The sequence below is a fragment of the Mycolicibacterium sp. HS_4_1 genome (genome assembly GCF_054515875.1).
On the sequence record NZ_CM137261.1, the window covers coordinates 573,164 to 591,147 of the forward strand.

A 17,984-nucleotide genomic window follows, 5' to 3' on the forward strand; every position below is an offset into this window, starting at 1 on the left:
TTCTGGCGTACGCCCCGCCGCGCGGAGCCGAGACAGGCCGTTCCAAGCCGCTAAATCGCAGGTGGCAAGCTATCGTTAGTTGATCGTTGGCCGGTTACGGCCACGTGTCAGCCATGATTCTCCGGAGTTGAATCGGACCGAACCGCGACAGCGTCGTCGCCGGGGGCGTGTCCGGCGCGGCTCCGGACGCACTGGAGGACCCGTTGGATCTTCTGTTACTGACCGTCGACCCGCACCCGGAGTCTGTGCTCCCGGCGCTGGCGCTACTGCCGCACAGCGTGCGGCCGGCACCCACTGAGGTGTCGTCGTTGCTGGAAGCCGGCAACGCCGATGTGGCGATCGTCGACGCGCGCACCGATCTCGCGGCCGCCCGCGGACTCTGTCGGCTACTGGGCAGCACCGGCGCGTCCGTGCCCGTCGTGGCGGTGGTCAACGAAGGCGGTTTGGTGGCCGTCAACGTCGAATGGGGTATCGACGAAATCCTGCTGCCCGGCACCGGGCCGGCCGAGATCGACGCCCGGCTGCGACTGCTGGTGGGACGCCGCAACGGCGTCGCCGACCAGCAGAGCGCCGGGAAGATCACGCTGGGTGAACTCGTCATCGACGAGGGCACCTACACAGCCCGGCTGCGTGGCAAGCCACTTGATCTGACCTACAAGGAATTCGAGCTGCTGAAGTACCTGGCACAGCATGCCGGCCGGGTGTTCACCCGGGCCCAGCTGCTCCAGGAAGTGTGGGGCTACGACTTCTTCGGCGGCACCCGGACCGTCGACGTGCACGTCCGGCGCCTGCGCGCCAAGTTGGGCCCGGACTACGAGTCGCTGATCGGCACTGTCCGCAACGTCGGCTACAAGGCTGTCCGGCCGGCGCGTGGCCGCGCCAACGGTGCCGCCGAGTCGGTCGACGACGTCGATGACGAGGACGACGGCGACTCGGGTGACGTCGACAACGGCGCTCGCCAGACCCAGTCCGCCCAGTGACGGACCTGACCTGGCACACCGCACTGACTGCTGCCGATCAGACGGCCATCCGCGCACTCGTGTCGGCGACGACCGCCGCCGACGGGGTGGCCCCGGTGGGGGACCAGGTGCTCCGGGAGTTGCCCCTGGAGCGCACCCGGCATCTGCTGGCCCACGACTCTGGTGAGTTGGTCGGATATCTGAACCTCGCGCCGGACATGGCCGAGGCGGTCGTCGCCGCCCCGGCGCGGCGCCGCGGGATCGGCAGCGAACTGATCCGCACCGGCCTGGCCACCGGTGGTCCGGCAACCCGAATCTGGGCACACGGCAACCTCGACGGCGCCCGGGCCACTGCTGCGGCGCTGGGCCTGACCGCGGTGCGCGAGCTGTGGCAGATGCGCCGTTCGCTGTCCGCGCTGCCGCCGCTGCCCGCAGCGCCCGGTGTGCGGTTGACCACCTATCCAGGGCCCGAGGTCGACGCCGAACTACTGCGCGTCAACAACGCCGCGTTCCATTGGCACCCCGAGCAGGGTGGCTGGACGCGCGCGGAAGTGGACGAGCGCCGGGGTGAGTCGTGGTTCGACCCGGCGGGGCTCTTCTTGGCGTATGACTCTGCTGCGGACGCGGCCGAGGACCGGTTGCTCGGTTTCCACTGGACGAAAGTTCATCGGACTCCGGACACCGAAGGTTCTGACGCCTCCGGCATCGGCGAGGTGTACGTCGTGGGGGTAGGGCCCGACGCCCAGGGCCGCGGACTCGGTGCGTTGCTGACACTGGCCGGTCTGCACTACCTGGCCGAGCGGCTGGGAGCCGACGGGACCGTACTGCTGTATGTCGAGGCAGACAACACCGCGGCGGTGAAGACATACCGACGTCTCGGGTTCGAGCTGTACAACGCCGACGTCGCGTACGTACAGGCCTGACGGCCTCCGCTCGTTTTCCGGGAGCGGGCAAGGGCTCGAACGCTTTTCGATTAGCTCGTTTCGTCGCGATGGGTGCAATACCGAGACGAGTGGCGTTCCCAGGATGGTTCATCTTCCGTTCATAGTGGCGGGGCCGGACGTTCACGGTGTGCGCTTAGGTTCTGGTCCCGGGCGGTGAGTGATCCGGCCGGCGGAACGTTGCTTCCGTGCTCTTTGACCGTGGTGGCGCCAACGATGCGGTCGCCACCCTGACTCTGTGAGGGAGTTCTGTGAAGCTCAACCGATTTGGTGTCTCCGTGAGCTTGGTGGCCGCCGGCGCCCTGGCGCTGTCGGCCTGTGGCAGCGACAACAACTCGTCGTCGGGCGGCTCGAGCGCCAACGGCGGTTCGTCCAACATCGCGTGCGGTGGCAAGAAGTCGCTCAAGGCCAGCGGTTCGTCCGCGCAGGCCAACGCCATGACGCGGTTCGTCAACGCTTACGAGCAGGCCTGCTCGGGCTACACCCTGAACTACACCTCCAACGGTTCGGGTGCCGGCGTCAGCGAATTCGTCGGCAATCAGACCGATTTCGGTGGTTCGGACTCCCCGCTGAACGCCAAGAAGGGTGAGTACGACAAGGCCAAGGCGCGCTGCGGCTCGGACGCCTGGAACCTGCCGGTCGTATTCGGCCCGATCGCCGTCACCTACAACGTGCCCGGCGTGACTTCGCTGGCCCTCGACGGCCCGACCGCCGCCAAGATCTTCAACGGCGCGATCAAGACCTGGAACGACCCGGCCATCGCCGCCTTGAACAGCGGCGTCAACCTGCCCGCCGACCCGATCCACGTGGTCTTCCGCAGCGACGAGTCGGGCACCACCGACAACTTCCAGAAGTACCTGGACGCGGCCTCCGACGGCGCCTGGGGCAAGGGCGCCGGCAAGTCGTTCGCCGGCGGCGTCGGTGAAGGCGCCAAGGGCAACGAGGGCACCTCCGCGGCCATCAAGAACACGCCCGGCTCGATCACGTACAACGAGTGGTCCTTCGCCAAGGCCCAGGGCCTGAACAGCGCCAAGATCATCACCTCGGCGGGCCCGGAAGCGGTCGACATCACCAACGACACCGTGGGTAAGACCATCGCCGGTGCCAAGGTGAAGGGTCAGGGCAACGACCTGGTGCTCGACACCGCCACGTTCTACAAGCCGACGCAGGCCGGTTCCTACCCGATCGTGTTGGCCACCTACGAGATCGTGTGCTCGAAGTACGCCGACGCCGACACGGGTAAGGCCGTCAAGGCGTTCCTGCAGTCCACCATCACCGGTGGCCAGAAGGGACTGGACAGCAACGGATACATCCCGATCCCGGCCGAGTTCCAGTCGAAGTTGACGACCGCCGTCAACGCGATCTCCTGATTTGAGTTCTCATGGCGTTACAACCCGATATTTCGGGAACCCCGCGGGTGCCGTCGTCGACGGCGGCACCCGCACAGGGGGACAATCCAAGGATGTCTGATCCGACTCCGTCCCCTCCGACGGCCACCCCGATGAGGACCAGCAACGGCGCGCTCGGCGACCGGATCTTCAAGGCGATCGCGGTCGCCGCGGGGGCCACGATCGTCATCGCCATCGCGCTGATTGCAGTGTTCCTGCTTGTGCAGGCCGTGCCATCTCTCATGGCCAACCACGACAATTTCTTCACGAGCAGCCGGTTCCTCACCTCTGACGGCGACCACCTCGCGTTCGGTATCGCCGACCTGTTCATGGTCACCGTGCTCAGCGCCGGGTTTGCGCTCACGTTGGCGGTGCCGGTGGCTATCGGTATCGCTCTGTTTCTGACGCAATACGCCCCGGCGCGGTTGTCACGGACGTTCGGCATCGCGGTGGACCTGCTGGCCGCGGTCCCTTCGATTGTCTTCGGTTTGTGGGGCATCTTTGTGCTGGCGCCTCAGATCTCGCCGGTGGCTGAGTTCCTCAACCGGAACCTGGGCTGGTTGTTTCTCTTCAAAGAGGGCAACGTGTCTCTGGCCGGTGGCGGCACCATCTTCACCGCCGGCATCGTTCTGGCGGTGATGATCCTGCCGATCATCACCTCGGTCAGCCGGGAAGTGTTCCGCCAGACGCCGATTCCGCACATCGAAGCCGCTCAAGCGCTCGGCGCGACCAAGTGGGAAGTGGTGCGCATGACCGTGCTGCCGTTCGGTCGTAGCGGAGTGATCGCCGCGGCCATGCTGGGCCTGGGGCGTGCGCTCGGTGAAACCGTCGCGGTACTGATCATCCTTCGCTCGGCAGCCAAGGTAGGCCACTGGTCGCTGTTCGACGGCGGATACACCTTTGCGTCCAAAATCGCCTCGGCCGCAGCCGAATTCAGCTCCCCGCTGCCCACCGGCGCCTACATTGCCGCAGGCTTCGTCCTGTTCGCGCTGACCTTCGCGGTCAATGCGACGGCACGCGCCATCGCCGGATCGAGGATCAACTGAGATGAATGTCGCCACACTGGACGAGCCGATCAAGAGCCCCACGTTCCACCCGACGGCGGTCAGCCGGCGCATCAAGAACGCGGCGGCCACGACGCTGGTGACCGCCGCGTTCGGGATCGCGCTGATTCCGCTGGCCTGGGTCCTCTACATCGTCATCGAACGCGGCTGGCGCGCGATCATCAGCTCCACCTGGTGGACCCGGTCGCTGCAGGGCGTGCTTCCCGAAGAGTTCGCCGGTGGTGTGTACCACGCGCTGTACGGCACCGTCGTACAGGCGAGTATCGCTGCGGTACTGGCGATCCCGCTCGGGGTGATGGCCGCGGTCTTCCTTGTCGAGTATGGCGGTGGCCGGCTGGCCCGCACCGCGACCTTCATGGTGGATGTGCTCGCCGGCGTGCCCTCGATCGTGGCCGCACTGTTCATCTTCAGCTTGTGGATCACCACGCTGGGCTTCACCCAGAGCGCGTTCGCCGTCTCCTTGGCCCTGGTGCTGTTGATGCTGCCAGTGGTGGTCCGATCCACCGAAGAGATGCTCAAACTGGTGCCCAACGATCTGCGGGAAGCCAGCTACGCCTTGGGAATTCCGAAGTGGAAGACCATCACTCGCATCGTGGTGCCGACGGCCCTGCCCGGCATCATCACCGGCGTGTTGCTCTCGATCGCCCGCATCATCGGCGAGACGGCACCGGTGCTGGTGCTCGTCGGCTACGCCCGCTCGATCAACTTCGATGTGTTCGACGGCAACATGGCGTCGCTGCCGTTGCTGATCTACACCGAGCTGATCAACCCGCAGCCCGCCGGGCAGCTACGGGTGTGGGGCGCCGCCCTCACCCTGATCATCGTGGTCGCCATTCTGATCCTGGCCGCCGCGGCCGCGACCCGGCTGCTCACTCGCAAACGCTGAATCGACAGGAACTTTCGTCATGGCCAAACGTATCGACCTCAAAGACGTCAACATCTATTACGGCGCCTTCCACGCCGTTGCCGACGTCTCGCTGTCGGTGCCGCCCCGTAGCGTGACCGCGTTCATCGGTCCCTCGGGATGTGGAAAATCCACGGTGCTGCGATCGCTGAATCGCATGCACGAAGTCACCCCGGGTGCCCGCGTGCAGGGCTCGGTGCTCCTCGACGGCGAGGACATCTACGCCGCCGGTGTCGATCCGGTGGGCGTGCGGCGCACCATCGGCATGGTGTTCCAGCGGCCGAACCCGTTCCCCACCATGTCAATTCGCGACAACGTGGTGGCTGGACTGAAGTTGCAGGGCGTGCGTAACAAGAAGACGCTCGACGAGGTCGTCGAACGCTCGCTCAAAGGCGCCAACCTGTGGAACGAGGTCAAGGACCGTCTCGACAAGCCGGGTTCAGGCTTGTCCGGTGGTCAGCAACAGCGGTTGTGCATCGCCCGGGCGATTGCGGTCCAGCCCGACGTGCTGCTGATGGACGAGCCGTGCTCGGCGCTGGACCCCATCTCGACGCTGGCCATCGAGGATCTGGTGGCGGAGCTCAAGCAGGACTACACCATCGTGATCGTGACCCACAACATGCAGCAGGCTGCCCGGGTCAGTGATCAGACGGCATTCTTCAACTTGGAAGCCACCGGCAAGCCGGGGCGGCTGGTCGAGATCGATGACACCGAGAAGATGTTCTCCAATCCGGGTCAGAAAGCCACCGAGGACTACATTTCCGGGCGGTTCGGCTAGTTCCCACGGGCTGCTCAACGGTCGGGGGCGAGCAGCGCCGGCACCACAGGAAGGGTGGGCGGCACGCGTTGACCATCGAGGTGCGGCGAAGGAACGCGCCGATGGCACCGGGCACACACCGTGCGGCACTGGGCGTGCCACGCGGCAGTCTTGTGCTGTGTGAAGGCGACTCGACGATCGCCGGCAGCCTCATGGATGACGCCGCTCGGGCCGGGATCGCCACCCTTTGGTGCCGTGACGGCGCCGAGACACTGCTGGCGGTTGGTGCTGGCGTTCCCGATGTGTTGGTCATCGCCAGCCGCACCGCAACTGTCGACGCCACCAGCATCACCTCAGTGATCCGCACGGCGTCTCGACTGCCGATCCTGGTGGGCGCTGCGCCGGGTGAAGACGACTTGACCCGACCGATTCTGGCTGCGGGGGCGTCGGCCGTCGTCGCGCGCCCCTACGACATCGCCGCCATCGCACGTTTCGCATTGACCGCGGGACCCGAGCCGGCGGTGCTGATCGCCGGACCGATCCGCGTCGACCGGCACGGTTACGAAACCCAGGTCCGGGGCCGTGACGTGCAGCTCACCCAACGGGAACTCGACCTGTTGGTATATCTGATCGAGCAGCGTGGCACGGTCGCCAACAGCGAGGAGATCAGTCACGCGGTATGGGGCCACCCGTCGGACACCAATACCGTTGCGGTGCATGTCAAGCGGCTGCGCCGCAAGCTGGGAAACGATCCCGAACACGGCGAGTTCATTCGCACCATCCGTGGGGCCGGCTACCGGCTCGCACCGTCGATCTGCGGGTGAGGACGGGGCCGCCCCGCTACGGCGTGATGACGACGCGGGTGCCGGAGGGTTCCTTTGTCGCCCAGACGTTTTCGATGTCGGCGAGCGGGCGGGCGACGGTCGTCAGTTGCAGTTCGCCGGTCTCCAGCATGGCGAACAACCGGGGCAGGCCTTCGGTGCGAGCCCGCTTGACGGCATCGGGCGGCACGCTACCGATCCCCACGCCTTGAAGCGTAATTCCCGTGCTGCGCAACGTCGCCGCGTCGATGCTGATGCTCTCGCCCGTCATCGATCCGACTTGGATGAACCGCGTGGCGTGGAAGTGGGTCGAGGAATGCGCGGCTGCCAGGGCGGCCAGTGTCTGCTGTGCGGCCGTGCCCCACAGATAGTCGATGACGGCGTCGAACGGTCGTGCAGAGTGCTGCGCCACAACGCTTTCGGTGAGATCGTCAGTCCCGAGTTGGATCACGTCATCGGCCCCGACGGTGCGCAGCCACTTCAGCCGTTCGGGGTTGCGGCCGGCGACCACGACGCGGCCTGCGCCGAACACGAACTTGGCCAACTGCACTGCCAACGATCCGGTGACGCCGGTGGCACCGAGGACCAGTACGTGGTCGCCGGGTTTGGTCTGGGCGCCATAGTCCAGCGTCATCCACGCGGAGGTGCCGGGATTGGGCACGGCGGCGGCGGTCACCGAGTCGACGTGCTCGGGCACTGGGACGGCGCCGCTCGGGACGACGAGGGTGCGCTCGGCCATCAGCCCGTACGGGGCCAGTGACCCGGTGTACACGCGGGTGCCGTCGTCGAGTCGGGCGATGCCGTCGACACCGGCGATGGCGGGAAGCTCGATTTCCTTGCTGCTGTAGTGCTTTCCCATGATCACCATGCGGCTGAGGTTGGTCAGCGCAGACGCCTCCACAGTGGCGACGACGGCACCGTCGCCAGGTTGAGGTTCGGGGAAATCCAGGTACCGGGGCTGCTGGCCCCACTCGTGCACGACCGCTGCCTTCATGTGTGCTCCCTCGGGTGAAAATAGTTTCTGCGGAAACTATATGACGGGCAGCCGCCGGATGGCAAGATGGTTTCCATGAAAACCAAGTCGGCGCTGATCACCGAGATCAGTAGGTTGGTCGGTGCGGTGGGGGACAAGTTCGACAGCGACGAGAGCGATGCCGAGCGTGACTACCTTGCCGAACACTGCCCACCGCGGCTCGAACGCACCGTGCGTGAGCTGCCCACGCTCAGCCTGCATCTGCTGGCGGTGCTCGCCGACGGGCCGATCAGCGTCGTGGGCCTGGCCGCCCGCGCCGACCAACTCAAGGGCACGGTGTCCAAGCACGTGCAGCGCCTTGTCGACGCCGGCCTGGTCACCAGGTCACCCCTACCGGGCAACCGCAAAGAGCTGCAGCTGAGTCCCACCGCGGACGGAAACCTCCTGATCGCCGTGCATCAGCGCATGCACGACGAGATGGATGCCGGCAGGCACGACTTCCTGTCGCGCTACACCGCCGCGGAACTGTCGGTGCTGACGAAGATGCTGCGGGACCTGCTGGCCGCCGGCCGGGACGGCGTACGCCTGGTGCCTGCCGAGCGGCCCTAGCGGATGGTGGGCAGGCCGTCGTCGTCGGCGAAACGGCCTGTGACCTGGAAGATCACCCGGCGTGCGATCTCGACGGCGTGGTCGGCGAAGCGCTCGTAGAAGCGGCTGAGCAGCGTCACGTCGACCGCGGCGGTCACGCCGTGCTTCCACTCCCGGTCCATCATCACGCTGAACAGATGACGGTGCAGGTCGTCCATCGCGTCGTCTTCTTCTTGAATCCGGGCGGCGCGCTCGGGGTCCTGCGTGAGCAACACCTCCTGTGCGGTGTTGCCCAATTCGACTGCCAGGCGGCCCATTTCGGCGAAGTAGCCGTTGACCTCCTCAGGCAGCGCGTGCTGCGGGTGCCGACGGCGGGCGATCTTGGCGACGTGCAGCGCCAGCGCGCCCATCCGGTCCACATCGGCGACGATCTGGATGGAGCCGACGACGGACCGCAGGTCACCGGCGACGGGCGACTGCAGCGCCAGCAGCACGAAGGCCTGCTCTTCGGCCTGCGCGCTCAGGCTGGCGATCTGCTCGTGGTCGGAAATGACCTGCTCGGCCAGTACCAGGTCGGCCTGCAACAGGGCCTGGGTTGCACGCTCCATGGCAACACCTGCCAGTCCGCACATCTCGCCCAGACGGTTGGTCAGGCCCTCAAGTTGCTCGTGGTACGCGGTACGCATGCGCTCCAGACTACTTTCTGGCCCCTGGACTTGCCGTGATCTGGCAATGAACGGCCGGTGAATGCGACAGGTCGGATGCTATTTGCAGGTGGTGTCGGCCGCGTTGGTGACGCTGAGGTCCTCGGGCAGCTTGGTGGGTTCGCCGGACAGGCTGCCGTGCGTCACCCGCAGCTGTGCCGCCGAGCCGCTGGCAGCCGGGGTTCCGACGGTGGTGAAATCGGTCCCGAGCACCACCCGCACCACGTCTCCCAGGCCGGAAACCTGCTCGACGTGGGCGTTCGGCAACGACGATGCCACCGTCGCGGCGGCTTGTTCATGCCCGGCCGAGAAGAACACGGTCGTCCCCGTCACCTGGCCCTGGTAGTCGTCCGGGGAGGTGACGGTGAAGCCGTGCTGCTCGAGCTCCTTGGTTGCCGTCGCGGCCAGGCCGTCCTGGCCGGTCGAGTTGGACACCCGGACCGTCACCTGGCTCGGGTCGGTCGTCGTGGTGTTCACCTGTTCACCGTCCGACGAGGCCGGGCTCGGCGCGGCCGGGGTGGACGGAACCGGGGTGTTGTCGGAGTTGCGCTCCTCAGGCAGCGGGTCGTCGTTGATGATCGCGTCGAACAGCGCGCGCATGTCCTGGACCCGCGGCGGCTCGTTGCCCTCGGAGTCGGTGACCCCGGTGGGTACCGTGACGAACGTGACGCGGCCGGCGCTGAGGCCCTGAATGGACTGGCCCAGCTGCACCAGGTCCTTGGTGGTGATGTTGTCGACTGTCGAGTCGTCGATGAAGAGGTTGACGACGTTGTTGAGTTTGCCGAGGTTGAAGAAGGTGTCCTTGGAGATCATCGACCGCAGCAGGGAGGACAGGAACATCTGCTGGCGCTTGATCCGGCCGTAGTCGCCGTTGACCTCGGTGGTGACCTGGCGGGCTCGGACGTACTGCAGCGCGGTGTGACCGTCGATGACCTGCCGGCCCGCATGATCCAGGACGGTGCCCAGCTCGTAGTCCTCGAGGGGTGTGGTGCTGCAGACCTCGACGCCGCCGACAGCGTCGACGAGTTTCGAGAAACCGGCGAAATCGACTGCCATGAAACGGTTTATCGACAAGCCGGAAAGTTTCTGTATCACCTTGACCAGGCACTTGGGGCCACCGAAGGCGTAGGCCGAGTTCAGTTTGGTCTCGGTGTAAACCTCGTCGGGGCCATAGCTCTTGGTGTCCTCGTCATACAGGGGGCCGTAGCCGCCGGTCTTCGGGTCCCAGGCTTCGCACTGCGTCGGCTTGATGGCCAGGTCGCGCGGAAAGGACACGGCCACAACGCGTTTGCGGCTGGCCGGGATGTTCACCAGCATGATGGTGTCCGAGCGCATACCGCCCGCGTCTGCGGTGGTACCGGCGCCCATGTCCGCGTTCTGGCCGTAGCGGCTGTCCACGCCGACGATCAGGAAGTTCTCGTCACCGAACTGCGCGTTGGGGTCGACGATGTCGCGGGAGTTGAGGTCCAGCGCCGAGACCTTGTTCATGTTGTTGTTCTTGACGTTCTGCCATTGCCAGGCGGCGCCGGTTGTCGACAGCGCGATGACGGCGGCCAGCGCGATGATGATGCGACCCGCCACCGCGAACCGATGGCGGGTGTGGTGATCGACGGGTGGCGGCGCATCGGCATGCCTCGGGCGCTCAGGGTTGTCGATGTAGTTCCGTACGTCGGTGCGCACCACGGCGCGCGGCCGCTCGGGTGGCGACACCCGCTCGTCCAGCGGGACGAGCGGCGCGTCGAAAACCTCTGTGACGGGCTCTGATTCGGGCCGTGGCCGGGGGGTGCGCGCCCGTTCCCCGGAAGTCGGGGCCGGCGGTGGGCTGACGGGCTCGGGCGTCGGTTCGGGGCGCGACGGGTGTGCCGTCCGCGGCGCGGGCCGCCGTGACTCCGGGGCCTTGGGTTGCGAAGCGGCCTTCGGTAGCGCGGGTGCCTCGATGGCCTGCGCCGGCGGCACCGAGCCGCCCGAGAGACGGGCGATGAGTTCTGCGACCGTGACACCGCCGCCGCCATGGCTGCCGGTGACCTCGTCGTCCGGTTGGCCCTGTAGACCGGCCCGTTCCCACGGCGCCCGGACCGGGCCCGAGGCCCGCGTCGTACGCGTTACCCAGGGGCTGTCGCCGGCAGCATCGCCGTCACCCTCACCGGGGGTGGTCCGGTCGCGGTCGCTCACGGTTACCCGCCGGAGTTGACCATGTCGGCGCCGAACGGCACCGTGCAGTCGTCGGGATCGTCGAGCCAACCTTCGGGCAGTACTACGGAACCCGGCGACCCCTGCCGGCCCCGCGGGCCCTCCGCGCAATCCGGGAACGGTACGTCCGAATCCAGTTGCGTGAGAAGTTCGTCCAGCTCGGCCAGGGTCTTCACCAGGGCCAGCGCGCGGCGCAGGTCGGCGCCGGCGGGCAGGCCGTGCAGGTACCAGGCGACATGCTTGCGGATGTCACGCATGCCTTTGTCCTCGCCGAAGTGATCGGCGAGCAACTGACCGTGACGGCGGATGATGTTGGCGATCTCGCCGAGGGTAGGCGGTGTGGGACGGGGCTGCCCGCTGAAGGCCGCCGACAGTTCGGCGAACAGCCACGGCCGGCCCAGGCAGCCACGGCCGATGACGACGCCGTCGCATCCCGTCTGGGTCATCATCCGTAGCGCGTCGTTGGCATCGAAGATGTCGCCGTTGCCGAGCACCGGGATGCTGGTGACATGGGCCTTCAGTGCGGCGATCTGGTCCCAGTCGGCCGAGCCGGAGTAGCGCTGCGCGGCGGTGCGGGCGTGCAGCGCGACGGCAGCGGCACCTTCCTCGGCGGCGATCCGGCCGGCATCGAGGTGGGTGTGGTGGGCGTCGTCGATCCCGACCCGGAACTTCACGGTGACCGGAATGTCAGTGTTTTCGGTGGCGCGCACGGCCGCCGCGACGATCTGGCCGAACAGCTTGCGCTTGTAGGGCAGCGCCGAGCCGCCGCCGCGGCGCGTGACCTTGGGCACCGGGCAGCCGAAGTTCATGTCGATGTGGTCGGCCATGTTCTCGTCGACGATCATCTTGGCCGCAGCGTACGTGGTGGCTGGGTCGACGGTATAGAGCTGCAGGGAGCGGGGTGATTCCTCGGGCGCGAACGTCGTCATGTGCATGGTGGCGGCGTTCCGCTCGACCAGTGCCCGCGCGGTGACCATCTCGCAGACGTACAGGCCGCTCACCGTGCCCACCCGGGCCAGCTCCTGCTCGCGGCACAACGTCCGGAAGGCGACGTTCGTCACACCCGCCATGGGGGCGAGGACGACCGGGGAGCGCAACGAGATCGGCCCGATCTGTAGAGATCGGGCCGACTGCGTGGCATCTCGTTCCGGGCTTACGACGCTGATGTCGACACCAGAAGGTTCTTCATGGCCTTCTTCTCGGCCATCTTCCGCTCACGTTCGAGGCGACGCTCCTTGGCGACCTCGAACTTCTCGCAGGTTTCCTCGAGCTCATTGATCAGGAGACCCAGGTCGTCACGTAGTCGCGCGCCCTCACCGGTGAAGTCCTCGCGCTCGAAGATGCGCCACTTCTTGAGGATCGGCATGACCACATCATCCAGGTGGATGCGCGGGTCGTACACGCCACCGACAGCGATGACCACGGCTTTGCGGCGGAAATCGGGCACGGTGTACCCGGGCATTCTGAAGTTCTTGATCACCCGGTGCAGCGACGCCATCGCCTGGTTGGGGTTGATGTCCAGACCGGCGGCGGAGATGTCGCGGTAGAAGATCATGTGCAGGTTCTCGTCACCCGAGATGCGCTGCAGCAGCTGGTCGGCGACGGGCTCGTCGCAGGCCTTGCCAGTGTTGCGGTGTGAGACGCGGGTGGCCAGCTCCTGGAACGACACGTAGATGACCGAGTCGAACAGGCTCTCGGCGAACAGGTCGCCCTGCAGGTTCTGGCCTGGCGAGAAGCCGCGGGTGACCTGCTCGACACGCAGTTCCTCCAACTGGACCGGGTCGCAGTTACGGGTGACAACCAGGTAGTCGCGCAGGGCGATGCCGTGCCGGTTCTCCTCGGCGGTCCAGCGGTTGACCCAGAAGCCCCACGCACCGTCCATGCCCATGTTCATCGCGATCTCGCGGTGGTAGGAGGGCAGGTTGTCCTCGGTCAGCAGGTTCTGGACCATGGCGGTCTGCGCGACCTCGGAGAGCTTGGCCTGCTCCGGGTCCCAGTCCTGACCGCCGAGAGCATAGTAATTCTTGCCCTCTTTCCACGGGATGTAGTCGTGGGGGTTCCAGTCCTTGCGCATCTTCATATGGCGGTCGATGAGCGTCTCGACCACCGGCTCAAGCTCGTGCAGGAGCTGCAGGTCGGTGTAGTCGGCTGTCATGGCGGCTCCCGATGTATCTGTACCTGTTGGTAGCATTCAGAGTATCTGTGTCGGATAGTGACATCAAGTTGCTGTGACGCATGTCCGATCGGTGATTCTGAACTGTGATGTCGCGGTTTGTTGCGTGTTACCGGTGCGATGGCACCCGGCTCATCAGCATGTCGACGCAATAGTCGACGAACTGTTCTCGCGTGACCGGCAGCTTGCCGTTCAGATATCCGGTGAACAAAGCGGTGAGGGCGCCGACCAGGCCGGTGGCTTCCAAGGCGCGCCGGGCGGCGTCGTCGTCCGGGAACATCTTGTGCTGCAGCAGTTCGATGAAACTTGGCATCCAGTCGGCGCCCGAGCGGGTGAGAACCGGCTCCTGGGCCGGGGCGATCAGCAGGACGCGGCCGCGGGTGGGATCGTCGACCATCATCGTGACGAATCGCTCGACGGCGTCGCGCGGGCTTTGCGATGAGGTCAGTGCCGCCATGGCGGTGGTGCACACTTCGTCGTACACGGCGCGGACGAAATCGTCACGGTCGGTGAAGCTTTCGTAGAAGTAGCGCTCGGTCAGGCCGGCGGTGCGGCACACCGCGCGGACGGTGGCCGCCGGGCCGGCGGAATGGCCGAGCGCGGCGATGCCGGCGTCGATGAGCGCCTCGCGGCGCCGCGTCGGGCGGTCCGCCAGAGGGACGGTGGACCAGCGGCCCTGTCGTTGACCGGAAGGCACGTGACTCCTAGGCTATGGCTGACAACGCGTGTAGTCAGGATACCCGCTGACATCCAGGAAAGAATGCCGGTGACTCAAAATACTTCCGACACATGCCCCATGACCAGCGACTCTGCGCCCGCGGCTGCCGGCTGCCCGGCTTCGCCTGGCGGCTATGACGCGGTCCCGCTGGGGCCGGATTCGCTGACGTGGAAGTACTTCGGCCAATGGACCGGGCTGTTCCAGGGCACCTGGGCGGGTTCCATGCAGAACATGCATCCCCAGCTCGGCGCGGCGGTGGAGGAGCATTCGATCTTCTTCATGGAGCGCATTCCCCGGCTGCTTCGGTCGATCTATCCGATCGGCGGCGTGGTGTTCGACGGTGACCGCGCGCCCCAGACCGGGGCCGAGGTGCGTGACTATCACATCGGGATCAAGGGCGTTGACAAGCAGGGACGCCGCTACAGCGCGCTGAACCCCGACGTCTTCTACTGGGCGCACGCGACGTTCTTCAAATCCACCCTGCTGGCGGCCGAGAAGTTCGGCGGCGGCCTCTCCGAAGCGGACAAACGACAGCTGTTCGACGAGCATGTCACCTGGTACCGCATGTACGGCATGAGCATGCGGCCGGTGCCGAAAACCTGGGAGGACTTCCAGGTTTACTGGGATCACATGTGTCGCAACGTGTTGGAGAACAACTATGCGGCGCGCGAGGTCATGGATTTGTCGACCATGCCAAAACATCCTTCACTGCAATGGATTCCGGATTGGTTGTGGGCCCAGAACCTCAAGGTGATGCAGCGCTTCCTCGCGTTCATGACGGTGGCCCTCTACGACCCGCCGGTGCGGGAGCTGATGGGGTACTCCTGGTCTGCCCGTCAGCAGTGGGTGCACGACCGGCTGTGTGGCGTGATCACCCTGGTCTCCAAATACGGCCCGAAGCGCAGACTGATGCATCCGCGTAAGCGATCGGCGATGGACCGCGCGACCGGTCGGCTGCCTGCCGATTCGCCGCTGGTGCAGACCCCAGCGCGCAACCTGCCGCCCCTCGAATATCGGGGCCAGCCGCAGTTCTACTGCCCAAAGGTCGACTGAGCCAGGCGTTTTGCGGTACTCGCAGCAATTCGAGGGGTCTGTGAGATCGAATTAGCCGCTGGGTCACGGTCGAGCAATGGGCAGGCAACACGGCCGGTGTTTTCTCGATGCATGACGAGCATCTATGAGCAGATCGGAGGGGCCGAAGCACTCGAGCAGGTGGTGGCGGACTTCTACGAGCGGGTGCTGGCCGATGCCGAACTTGCCGGCTTCTTCGCCGGCGCCAATATGTCACGGCTCAAAGGCCGGCAGGTGGAATTCTTCGCCGCTGCGCTGGGCGGGCCACAGCCCTACACCGGAGCGTCCATGCGCGACATCCACCGCGGGCGCGGAATCACCATGCGGCACTTCAATCTGGTGGGCGGGTATCTGAGTGAGAGCCTGGCCGCGGCGGGCGTGCCGGCGCGGACGGTGCAGCAGATCATGGCGGTGATCGGGCCACTGGCCGTCGACATCGCCACCGCGAAGAGCGCCTGAGGGCGCTGCCGCAGGCCGACCGCCGGCTGAACTCGGCGGGTCGGCCGAGGGGGATTCGGGCTAGCGTGGGGTCATGCCTCACCCCGGTGTTCTTGCCGACCGCTACCAGTTGCGGGGGACGCTGGGGCGCGGCGGCATGGCGGAAGTCCGCGACGCCTGGGACGTCCAGCTGCAGCGTCCGGTGGCCGTCAAACTGCTGCACGCGCCGCTGAGTGGGCAACCGGATTTCCGGCGCCGTTTCGAGATCGAGGCGCGCGCCGCGGCGGGCCTGAACCATCCGCACGTCGTCGCGGTACACGACTACGGCGAGCACGACGGCACGCCGTACATCGTCATGGAGCGGCTGCCGGGACGCACGTTGGCGGATGCGATTGCCGCGGGGCCGCTATCCCCGCAGCAGGTCCGGTCAGTGCTCGACGATGTGCTCTCGGCGCTCGCGGTGGCCCATGCGGCCGGCGTTCTGCACCGGGACATCAAGCCCGGGAACATCCTGTTGGCCGATTCCGGGTCGGCGAAGATCGCCGACTTCGGCATTGCCAAGAGCGCCGAATCGAGCCACACCATCGCCGGCCAGATCGTGGGGACCATGGGCTACCTCAGCGCCGAGAGACTGTCGGGGCGACCGGCGACCGTCGCGGATGATCTCTACGCCGTCGGCGTCGTGGCATACCAGGGCCTGACCGGCCGGCCGCCCTTTCCGCAGGCGCAATCTGGTTGCGCTCACCCGCGCGGTTTCCGAGGGGCATCCGGTGCCGCTCAACGTGTTGCGGCCGGATGTCGACCCGGCACTGGTGAGTGTTGTCGAACGGTCGATGGCTCGCGACCACCGTTTGCGGTTCGCCGGCGCTGACGAGATGCGCGCGGCCCTGCATGGCGCGGTTCCGGTGGGGCGGCCGCCGACGTTGGTGCTCGGCAACCCGCTACCCGATCCGGTAACCACACCGCTCTTGGTCCCGAGGCGCCGGTCGCGGATCCTGTTGTGGGGCATGGCAGTTCTGGTGGCTGCGGTGACGGTGATCGCCGTGATCGTCGATGCCGCATCGCGACCCGCGACGCCGGCGCCGGTCGGGACCAGCACGCCGGCGCCGATACCGACCTCCACGCTGGCTCCGATATCGACCCCGACGTCGGCTGATGTCCCGCCGCCCAACGGTCAGGGCAAAGGCAAGGGCCACAACAAGCCCGGGCGCCATGGCGATTGACGGCAGGCCGAGTGATCGGCCTTTGATACATTCTTTTCTGGATACATGGAAAGATGTATTGTTTGTGCATGGCGACGCTGCAGCACATCGATGCGTTGGCGCGGTTCGGTCGTGCTCTGTCCGACCCGACGCGCACGCGAATCCTGTTGAGCCTGAATCGGACTCCCGGCTATCCGTCAGATCTGGCCGATCAGCTGGGAGTCTCCCGGCAGATTCTCTCCAATCACCTGACCTGCCTGCGGGGCTGTGGCCTGGTGGTGGCGGTCCCTGAAGGTCGCCGGATGCGATACGAACTGGCGGACAGCCGAATTGGCCGCGCGCTGGGCGACCTCATGGGGCTGGTCCTGGCGGTGGATCCCGACTGCGTGTGCGTCGGCGCCGACGGTGAGCCCTGCGAGTGCGACCGATGACGCTATCCGACACGCGCCGCAGTCAGTTGGCGCGCCGCATCAGATGGCTGGTCGGGGCGACGATCTCCTACAACATCGTCGAGGCCGTCGTCGCGCTGTCGGAAGGCACGCGGGTGTCGTCGGCGGCGTTGGTCGGCTTCGGTCTGGATTCCGTGATCGAAGTGTCCTCGGCGGCTGCGGTCGCCTGGCAGTTCGCGGGCGCCGACCCCGAAGCGCGCGAGAAGATCGCACTGCGCATCATTGCCTTCTCGTTCTTCGCGCTGGCTGGGTACGTCGCCGTCGACGCTATCCGCGGGTTGCTCGGATTCGGTGAAGCCCGGCACTCGCCCATCGGCATCGGACTCGCGGCGGTGAGCCTGGTCGTGATGCCGGTGTTGTCGTACGCACAGCGTCGCGCCGGCCGTGAGCTCGGATCGCGGTCGGCGGTCGCCGATTCCAAACAGACGCTGCTGTGCACGTACCTGTCGGCCGTGCTGTTGGTCGGCTTGGTGGTGAACTCCTTCCTCGGCTGGGCGTGGGCCGACCCGATCGCCGCACTGGTGATCGCGGGCGTCGCGGTGAAGGAAGGCGTCGACGCGTGGCGGGGTGACGCCTGTTGCGCGCCGAGCGTGGCCGCCCCGGTTGATGCGTCCCGCGGATGCGGAGGTTGCGGCTGACGGCCG

Annotated in this window: 20 protein-coding genes; 14 read left to right on the top strand and 6 right to left on the bottom strand. The window is 66.5% G+C overall.

All coding sequences use genetic code 11. The annotated features are described in order from the left end of the window. The first annotated feature begins 203 nt into the window (after positions 1–203). The 7 genes from ACX12F_RS02565 to ACX12F_RS02595 all read left to right on the top strand — a co-directional run bounded on the left by ACX12F_RS02565 (position 204) and on the right by ACX12F_RS02595 (position 6,837). Positions 204–980, top strand: coding sequence for a winged helix-turn-helix transcriptional regulator (locus ACX12F_RS02565; protein WP_459368144.1), 777 nt, complete (start codon positions 204–206; stop codon positions 978–980). Beyond that, complete coding sequence (mshD, locus tag ACX12F_RS02570) at positions 977–1,882, top strand: mycothiol synthase (protein WP_459368145.1); 906 nt, start codon at positions 977–979, stop codon at positions 1,880–1,882. Before ACX12F_RS02565 ends, mshD begins: the two co-directional genes overlap by 4 nt. A gap of 269 nt (positions 1,883–2,151) precedes the next feature. Beyond that, entirely contained in the window at positions 2,152–3,270 is a 1,119-nt protein-coding gene (pstS, locus tag ACX12F_RS02575) for a phosphate ABC transporter substrate-binding protein PstS (RefSeq protein WP_459368146.1), read from the top strand. A gap of 131 nt (positions 3,271–3,401) precedes the next feature. Then, the gene (pstC, locus tag ACX12F_RS02580) at positions 3,402–4,334 is read left to right on the top strand and encodes a phosphate ABC transporter permease subunit PstC (protein WP_459370222.1); all 933 of its coding nucleotides are present in this window, start codon (positions 3,402–3,404) and stop codon (positions 4,332–4,334) included. 1 nt (position 4,335) lies between these two features. Then, positions 4,336–5,238 carry a phosphate ABC transporter permease PstA gene (gene pstA, locus ACX12F_RS02585; RefSeq protein WP_459368147.1) on the top strand — a complete coding sequence of 301 codons (903 nt, stop codon included), beginning with the start codon at positions 4,336–4,338 and terminating at the stop codon, positions 5,236–5,238. Positions 5,239–5,257: 19 nt separating this feature from the next. Further along, the gene (gene pstB, locus ACX12F_RS02590) at positions 5,258–6,034 is read left to right on the top strand and encodes a phosphate ABC transporter ATP-binding protein PstB (protein ID WP_459368148.1); all 777 of its coding nucleotides are present in this window, start codon (positions 5,258–5,260) and stop codon (positions 6,032–6,034) included. 68 nt (positions 6,035–6,102) lie between these two features. Then, positions 6,103–6,837, top strand: coding sequence for a winged helix-turn-helix transcriptional regulator (locus ACX12F_RS02595; protein WP_459368149.1), 735 nt, complete (start codon positions 6,103–6,105; stop codon positions 6,835–6,837). A 16-nt stretch (positions 6,838–6,853) separates the two neighbouring features. On the opposite strand, the gene ACX12F_RS02600 is transcribed toward ACX12F_RS02595, so the two are convergent. Continuing rightward, a complete protein-coding gene (locus tag ACX12F_RS02600; RefSeq protein ID WP_459368150.1) occupies positions 6,854–7,828 on the bottom strand; it encodes a quinone oxidoreductase family protein in 975 nt (324 codons plus the stop codon). Positions 7,829–7,903: 75 nt separating this feature from the next. Here ACX12F_RS02600 and ACX12F_RS02605 point away from each other — a divergent pair, with 75 nt between their 5' ends. Next, positions 7,904–8,416, top strand: a complete 513-nt coding sequence (locus ACX12F_RS02605; protein WP_459368151.1) for a MarR family transcriptional regulator — start codon at positions 7,904–7,906, stop codon at positions 8,414–8,416. On the opposite strand, the gene phoU is transcribed toward ACX12F_RS02605, so the two are convergent. The 5 genes from phoU to ACX12F_RS02630 all read right to left on the bottom strand — a co-directional run bounded on the left by phoU (position 8,413) and on the right by ACX12F_RS02630 (position 14,159). After that, positions 8,413–9,081: a phosphate signaling complex protein PhoU gene (gene phoU, locus ACX12F_RS02610; RefSeq protein WP_459368152.1), complete on the bottom strand. Its 669-nt coding sequence runs from the start codon at positions 9,079–9,081 to the stop codon at positions 8,413–8,415. The genes ACX12F_RS02605 and phoU overlap by 4 nt on opposite strands. Positions 9,082–9,159: 78 nt before the next feature. Further along, positions 9,160–11,271 (bottom strand): LCP family protein, encoded by a 2,112-nt coding sequence (locus ACX12F_RS02615; RefSeq protein WP_459368153.1) that lies wholly within the window; start codon positions 11,269–11,271, stop codon positions 9,160–9,162. A 2-nt stretch (positions 11,272–11,273) separates the two neighbouring features. Next, complete coding sequence (dusB, locus tag ACX12F_RS02620; RefSeq protein ID WP_459368154.1) at positions 11,274–12,359, bottom strand: tRNA dihydrouridine synthase DusB; 1,086 nt, start codon at positions 12,357–12,359, stop codon at positions 11,274–11,276. A gap of 83 nt (positions 12,360–12,442) precedes the next feature. Then, positions 12,443–13,444, bottom strand: a complete 1,002-nt coding sequence (locus ACX12F_RS02625) for an acyl-ACP desaturase (RefSeq protein ID WP_459368155.1) — start codon at positions 13,442–13,444, stop codon at positions 12,443–12,445. A gap of 127 nt (positions 13,445–13,571) precedes the next feature. Then, positions 13,572–14,159, bottom strand: coding sequence for a TetR/AcrR family transcriptional regulator (locus tag ACX12F_RS02630; protein ID WP_459368156.1), 588 nt, complete (start codon positions 14,157–14,159; stop codon positions 13,572–13,574). Between the two features lie 99 nt (positions 14,160–14,258). On the opposite strand from ACX12F_RS02630, the gene ACX12F_RS02635 reads away from it, so the two are divergent. From ACX12F_RS02635 to ACX12F_RS02660, 6 genes are all read left to right on the top strand, one after another. After that, positions 14,259–15,233, top strand: a complete 975-nt coding sequence (locus ACX12F_RS02635) for an oxygenase MpaB family protein (RefSeq protein ID WP_459368157.1) — start codon at positions 14,259–14,261, stop codon at positions 15,231–15,233. A 111-nt stretch (positions 15,234–15,344) separates the two neighbouring features. Further along, complete coding sequence (locus tag ACX12F_RS02640; RefSeq protein WP_459368158.1) at positions 15,345–15,710, top strand: group I truncated hemoglobin; 366 nt, start codon at positions 15,345–15,347, stop codon at positions 15,708–15,710. Positions 15,711–15,783: 73 nt separating this feature from the next. Then, positions 15,784–16,560, top strand: a complete 777-nt coding sequence (locus ACX12F_RS02645) for a serine/threonine-protein kinase (RefSeq protein WP_459368159.1) — start codon at positions 15,784–15,786, stop codon at positions 16,558–16,560. Beyond that, complete coding sequence (locus ACX12F_RS02650) at positions 16,523–16,912, top strand: hypothetical protein (protein ID WP_459368160.1); 390 nt, start codon at positions 16,523–16,525, stop codon at positions 16,910–16,912. The genes ACX12F_RS02645 and ACX12F_RS02650 overlap by 38 nt, the downstream gene beginning before the upstream one ends. Before the next feature lie 68 nt (positions 16,913–16,980). After that, positions 16,981–17,322, top strand: a complete 342-nt coding sequence (locus ACX12F_RS02655; RefSeq protein ID WP_459368161.1) for an ArsR/SmtB family transcription factor — start codon at positions 16,981–16,983, stop codon at positions 17,320–17,322. Next, positions 17,319–17,978: a cation efflux transmembrane domain-containing protein gene (locus tag ACX12F_RS02660; protein WP_459368162.1), complete on the top strand. Its 660-nt coding sequence runs from the start codon at positions 17,319–17,321 to the stop codon at positions 17,976–17,978. Before ACX12F_RS02655 ends, ACX12F_RS02660 begins: the two co-directional genes overlap by 4 nt. Positions 17,979–17,984: the final 6 nt, after the last annotated feature.

What these genes read in the sequence shown, in the direction of transcription:
- pstC (WP_459370222.1), top strand. Translation starts at nt 3,402, where the DNA reads ATGAGGACCAGCAACGGCGCGCTCGGCGACCGGATCTTCAAGGCGATC.
- pstA (WP_459368147.1), top strand. Translation starts at nt 4,336, where the DNA reads ATGAATGTCGCCACACTGGACGAGCCGATCAAGAGCCCCACGTTCCAC.
- pstB (WP_459368148.1), top strand. Translation starts at nt 5,258, where the DNA reads ATGGCCAAACGTATCGACCTCAAAGACGTCAACATCTATTACGGCGCC.
- ACX12F_RS02600 (WP_459368150.1), bottom strand. Translation starts at nt 7,828, where the DNA reads ATGAAGGCAGCGGTCGTGCACGAGTGGGGCCAGCAGCCCCGGTACCTG.
- ACX12F_RS02605 (WP_459368151.1), top strand. Translation starts at nt 7,904, where the DNA reads ATGAAAACCAAGTCGGCGCTGATCACCGAGATCAGTAGGTTGGTCGGT.
- phoU (WP_459368152.1), bottom strand. Translation starts at nt 9,081, where the DNA reads ATGCGTACCGCGTACCACGAGCAACTTGAGGGCCTGACCAACCGTCTG.
- dusB (WP_459368154.1), bottom strand. Translation starts at nt 12,359, where the DNA reads ATGGCGGGTGTGACGAACGTCGCCTTCCGGACGTTGTGCCGCGAGCAG.
- ACX12F_RS02625 (WP_459368155.1), bottom strand. Translation starts at nt 13,444, where the DNA reads ATGACAGCCGACTACACCGACCTGCAGCTCCTGCACGAGCTTGAGCCG.
- ACX12F_RS02635 (WP_459368157.1), top strand. Translation starts at nt 14,259, where the DNA reads ATGACCAGCGACTCTGCGCCCGCGGCTGCCGGCTGCCCGGCTTCGCCT.
- ACX12F_RS02640 (WP_459368158.1), top strand. Translation starts at nt 15,345, where the DNA reads ATGACGAGCATCTATGAGCAGATCGGAGGGGCCGAAGCACTCGAGCAG.
- ACX12F_RS02645 (WP_459368159.1), top strand. Translation starts at nt 15,784, where the DNA reads ATGCCTCACCCCGGTGTTCTTGCCGACCGCTACCAGTTGCGGGGGACG.
- ACX12F_RS02650 (WP_459368160.1), top strand. Translation starts at nt 16,523, where the DNA reads ATGGCTCGCGACCACCGTTTGCGGTTCGCCGGCGCTGACGAGATGCGC.
- ACX12F_RS02655 (WP_459368161.1), top strand. Translation starts at nt 16,981, where the DNA reads ATGGCGACGCTGCAGCACATCGATGCGTTGGCGCGGTTCGGTCGTGCT.
- ACX12F_RS02660 (WP_459368162.1), top strand. Translation starts at nt 17,319, where the DNA reads ATGACGCTATCCGACACGCGCCGCAGTCAGTTGGCGCGCCGCATCAGA.